4 protein-coding genes are annotated in these 4,275 nt (G+C 70.8%); 1 reads left to right on the top strand and 3 read right to left on the bottom strand.

The genetic code is table 11. The features are described from left to right. Positions 1-20 precede the first annotated feature (20 nt). Positions 21-1,049: an N-acetylmuramic acid 6-phosphate etherase gene (gene murQ / locus FNQ90_RS14335; RefSeq protein ID WP_182606742.1), complete on the top strand. Its 1,029-nt coding sequence runs from the start codon at positions 21-23 to the stop codon at positions 1,047-1,049. A gap of 209 nt (positions 1,050-1,258) precedes the next feature. Here murQ and groL read toward each other — a convergent pair whose 3' ends face one another. The 3 genes from groL to FNQ90_RS14320 all read right to left on the bottom strand — a co-directional run bounded on the left by groL (position 1,259) and on the right by FNQ90_RS14320 (position 4,215). Further along, on the bottom strand, positions 1,259-2,890 hold the full coding sequence (gene groL / locus FNQ90_RS14330; RefSeq protein ID WP_182606741.1) for a chaperonin GroEL: 1,632 nt from the start codon (positions 2,888-2,890) through the stop codon (positions 1,259-1,261). Positions 2,891-3,274: 384 nt separating this feature from the next. Further along, complete coding sequence (locus FNQ90_RS14325) at positions 3,275-3,478, bottom strand: cold-shock protein (protein ID WP_004986573.1); 204 nt, start codon at positions 3,476-3,478, stop codon at positions 3,275-3,277. A gap of 461 nt (positions 3,479-3,939) precedes the next feature. Continuing rightward, positions 3,940-4,215 (bottom strand): ubiquitin-like small modifier protein 1, encoded by a 276-nt coding sequence (locus FNQ90_RS14320; protein ID WP_182606740.1) that lies wholly within the window; start codon positions 4,213-4,215, stop codon positions 3,940-3,942. Positions 4,216-4,275 lie beyond the last annotated feature (60 nt).

Below are 4,275 nucleotides of genomic sequence, written 5' to 3'. Positions count from 1 at the left end.
CCCCGGAGATCCGCACGCCCATGAGCGCCGTTCCGCCCCCGTCCTCCCCGTCCTCCCCGACGCCGTTCCCGCCCGCTCCCGGCGACCCGCCGGGAGCGGGCGGGCCGGCCCTGCGCGGTCGGTTGGAGACCTTGGCCACCGAGGCCCACCGCGCCGACCTCGCGGCGATCGACCGCCTCTCCACCCCGGAGATCGCACGGCTGATGAACCGTGAGGACACCCGGGTCCCCGACGCGGTGGAGGCGGTGCTGCCGCGCATCGCGGAGGCCATCGACGCGGTGGCCGCGCGGATGGAGGAGGGGGGCCGGCTGTTCTACGCCGGGGCGGGTACCGCCGGCCGGCTGGGCGTGCTGGACGCCAGCGAATGCCCGCCCACCTTCAACACCGATCCCGACACCGTGGTCGGTCTGCTGGCCGGCGGGCCGGCGGCGATGGTCTCGGCGGTGGAGGGCGCCGAGGACGACGCGGCGGCCGGCGCGGCCGATCTGGACGCCCGGGGCATCGGACCACTGGACACCGTCGTCGGGGTGTCCGCCTCCGGCCGCACCCCGTACGCCGTCGGCGCGGTGGAGCACGCCCGCCGGCTGGGGGCGCTGACCATCGGCCTGGCCTGCAACCCGGACACCCCCCTGGGCGCGGCGGCCGAGCACCCCATCGAGGTGGTCGTCGGACCGGAGCTGATCACCGGCTCCACTCGGCTGAAGGCGGGCACCGCGCAGAAGCTCGTCCTCAACATGATCTCGACGATCACCATGATCCGCCTGGGCAAGACCTACGGAAACCTGATGGTGGACGTGCGGGCCACCAACGCCAAGCTGCGGGCCCGTTCGCGGCGCATCGTCGCGCTGGCCACCGGCGCCCCGGAGCCGGCGATCGAGGAGGCGCTGTCCGCCACGGGCGGGGAGGTCAAGCAGGCCGTCCTGATGCTCCTCGCGGACGTGGACGCCACCGGCGCGGAGCGTCTGCTCGCGGATGCCCGGGGGCGGCTGCGCGAAGCCCTGCTCGCCGCCGGCGCGGAGGACGATCCGCCCGGGGTCGCCGCCGACTGAGGCCCGTTCGGCGCCGGATCACCGGGACGCGGCGGCCGGCGTCGAAGCCGAGGCCGTGCCGGAGGGTCCCGAGGCGGTCCGGGACCGCGCGATGACCGTTCCCCACCGGCCGCGGTACCCCGACGTCGATCGGGTGGTGAACGAAACCCCTCCGTCCGCCGGAACTCGCCGTGCGTGGTGCCGCGGCTCGGTCCTCCGATCCCGGGGGATCAGAAGTCCATGCCGCCACCCATGCCACCGGCGGCGGCAGCGGCGTCGGCACCGGCGTTCTTCTCCGGCTTGTCGGCGATGACGGCCTCGGTGGTGAGGAAGAGCGCCGCGATGGAGGCGGCGTTCTGCAGCGCGGAGCGGGTCACCTTGGCGGGGTCGATGATGCCCTCGGCGACCAGGTCCACGTACTCGCCGGTGGCGGCGTTCAGGCCGTGACCCGGGGTGAGGTTGCGGACCTTCTCCACCACGACGCCGCCCTCGAGGCCGGCGTTGACCGCGATCTGCTTGATCGGGGCCTCCAGTGCGACCTTGACGATGGAGGCACCGGTGGCCTCGTCGCCGTCCAGCTCCAGCTTCTCGAAGACCGAGGCGGCCTGCAGCAGGGCCACGCCACCACCGGCGACGATGCCCTCCTCCACGGCGGCCTTGGCGTTGCGCACCGCGTCCTCGATGCGGTGCTTGCGCTCCTTGAGCTCCACCTCGGTGGCGGCACCGGCCTTGATGACGGCGACGCCGCCCGCGAGCTTGGCCAGGCGCTCCTGGAGCTTCTCGCGGTCGTAGTCGGAGTCGGAGTTCTCGATCTCGGCGCGGATCTGGTTGACCCGGCCCTGCACGGCCTCGCTGTCACCGGCACCGTCGACGATGGTGGTCTCGTCCTTGGTGATGACGACCTTGCGGGCGCGACCCAGGAGCTCCGGCCCGGCGTTCTCCAGCTTGAGGCCGACCTCCTCGGAGATGACCTGGCCACCGGTGAGGATGGCGATGTCGCCCAGCATGGCCTTGCGGCGGTCGCCGAAGCCCGGGGCCTTGACGGCGACGGACTTGAAGGTGCCGCGGATCTTGTTGACCACCAGGGTGGACAGGGCCTCGCCCTCGACGTCCTCGGCGATGATCAGCAGCGGCTTGCCGGACTGCATGACCTTCTCCAGCAGCGGCAGCAGGTCCTTCACGCCGCTGATCTTGGAGTTGGCGATGAGGATGTAGGGGTCCTCGAGCTCCGCCTCCATGCGCTCCATGTCGGTGGCGAAGTAGGCGGAGATGTAGCCCTTGTCGAAGCGCATGCCCTCGGTGAGCTCCAGCTCCAGCCCGAAGGTCTGCGACTCCTCGACGGTGATGACGCCTTCCTTGCCGACCTTGTCCATGGCCTCGGCGATCAGCTCGCCGATCTGGACGTCGCCGGCGGAGATGGAGGCGGTGGAGGCGATCTGCTCCTTGGTCTCGACCTCCTTGGCCTGGCCGAGGAGGGCCTCGGAGACCTGCTCGACGGCCTTCTCGATGCCCCGCTTCAGGGCCATCGGGTTGGCGCCGGCGGCGACGTTGCGCAGACCCTCGCGGACGAGCGCCTGGGCGAGCACGGTGGCGGTGGTGGTGCCGTCACCCGCGACGTCGTCGGTCTTCTTCGCGACCTCCTTGACGAGCTCGGCGCCGATCTTCTCGTACGGCTCCTCGAGCTCGATCTCCTTGGCGATGGACACGCCGTCGTTGGTGATCGTGGGGGCGCCCCACTTCTTCTCCAGCACGACGTTGCGGCCCTTGGGACCGAGGGTGACCTTGACGGCGTCGGCGAGCTGGTTCATCCCGCGCTCGAGGCCGCGCCGAGCCTCCTCGTCGAACGCGATGATCTTGGCCATGTGAAGTGGTCCTCCCAAAGACGGGGTGGATTGCTCCGGACCGCGCCGGCGCCCGCGACGGACGGCTCGCGCACCCGGTGGTTCCTTGCCCCACCGTGTTCCGCGAACCTCACCGAGACCGGTCCTGCTTTGTCACTCTCACCTTCAGAGTGCCAAGCCCATGATTAGCACTCGGCACCCGAGAGTGCAAGCGCCGTCCGTCGGGTCGAAAGGTTCCGGACGTCCGTGCGCCCCTCCCGCGCCCCCTGCCCGGGGACCTCCCGAGCCCCGGGAGCGCCTCGCACGGGCCTCGCACGGACGTTCATCGCTTCGGACATGCGTCGGGCCCGCACCCCGGAGAGGTGCGGGCCCGACAGATGTTCGGACGTTGCGGTGCCGCGGAGGTCAGGCGGTGACCCGGACCATGTCGGCCTGCGGACCCTTCTGGCCCTGCGAGATCTCGAACTCGACCCGCTGTCCTTCCTCGAGAGTGCGATAGCCGTCCATCTGAATCGCGCTGTAGTGGACGAACACGTCCGCACCACCGTCGACCGCGATGAAGCCGTATCCCTTCTCCGCGTTGAACCACTTGACGGTGCCCTGAGCCATTCCCAACTCCCCTGTTGCCGGCCTTTTCACGAAACCGCACCTCGCGGCCCCGGATCGCACCTCTCGGGCTCCACCACCGGCCGGACGGGGGTGTGCGCCGGAACGCGCGACCGCCGCTGAATGTATCCGCCCGGACGCCCACCGCAACAGGCCATTCGAGTGAGAATTCTGGGAGCCGGGAACGGGCAAACCACACGAAATGATGAAAAGTATCGAGAATTCGGGTGGGAGAAAGTACGCCAATCCGGCATTCACGGCGGTGGTTTTCGGCGCGTGGGAGCCGCGAAGTGTCGCGAATTCATATACGTCCCGGGCGCCCGGATGTGCCGGCGCGGGGCTCGCGAGCCCCACTCTATCGCTCTGCCGGAACGCCTCCGCCCCGGGACCGGAAAGGTCCCGGGGCGGAGGTCGGCGCCTCGAACGACACGTTCGACGCGCCGTGGTCGACGGCCTGCGGAGGGTCAGCCCCCGGCGACCGCCGGGATGATCGAGACCCCCGCGCCATCCGGGATTTCCGTGGCCAGGCCCTCCGCGAACCGCACGTCGTCGTCGTTGACGTACACGTTCACGAAACGCCGCAACCTGCCCTCGTCGTCCAGCACCCGGCCGGCGATGCCGGGGTGGTTGGCGTCGAGGTCGGCGAGCACCTCGGAGAGGGTCGCCCCCTCCGCCTTCACCTCGGCGCTGCCGCCGGTGTAGGTGCGCAGGATGGTCGGGATTCGGACAGTCACGCTCATGGGGTGGGTTCTCCTCGCCGTGGACCCCGGGGAACCGGGGAGTCGGATGGGGGCGGCGCC

Origin of the sequence: Streptomyces alkaliphilus (genome assembly GCF_014141535.1) — a bacterium.
Classification (GTDB): Bacteria; Actinomycetota; Actinomycetes; order Streptomycetales; family Streptomycetaceae; genus Streptomyces; species Streptomyces alkaliphilus.
The sequence above is the reverse complement of the archived record's forward strand: the minus strand, read 5'-3'. Positions and strand labels throughout refer to the sequence as shown.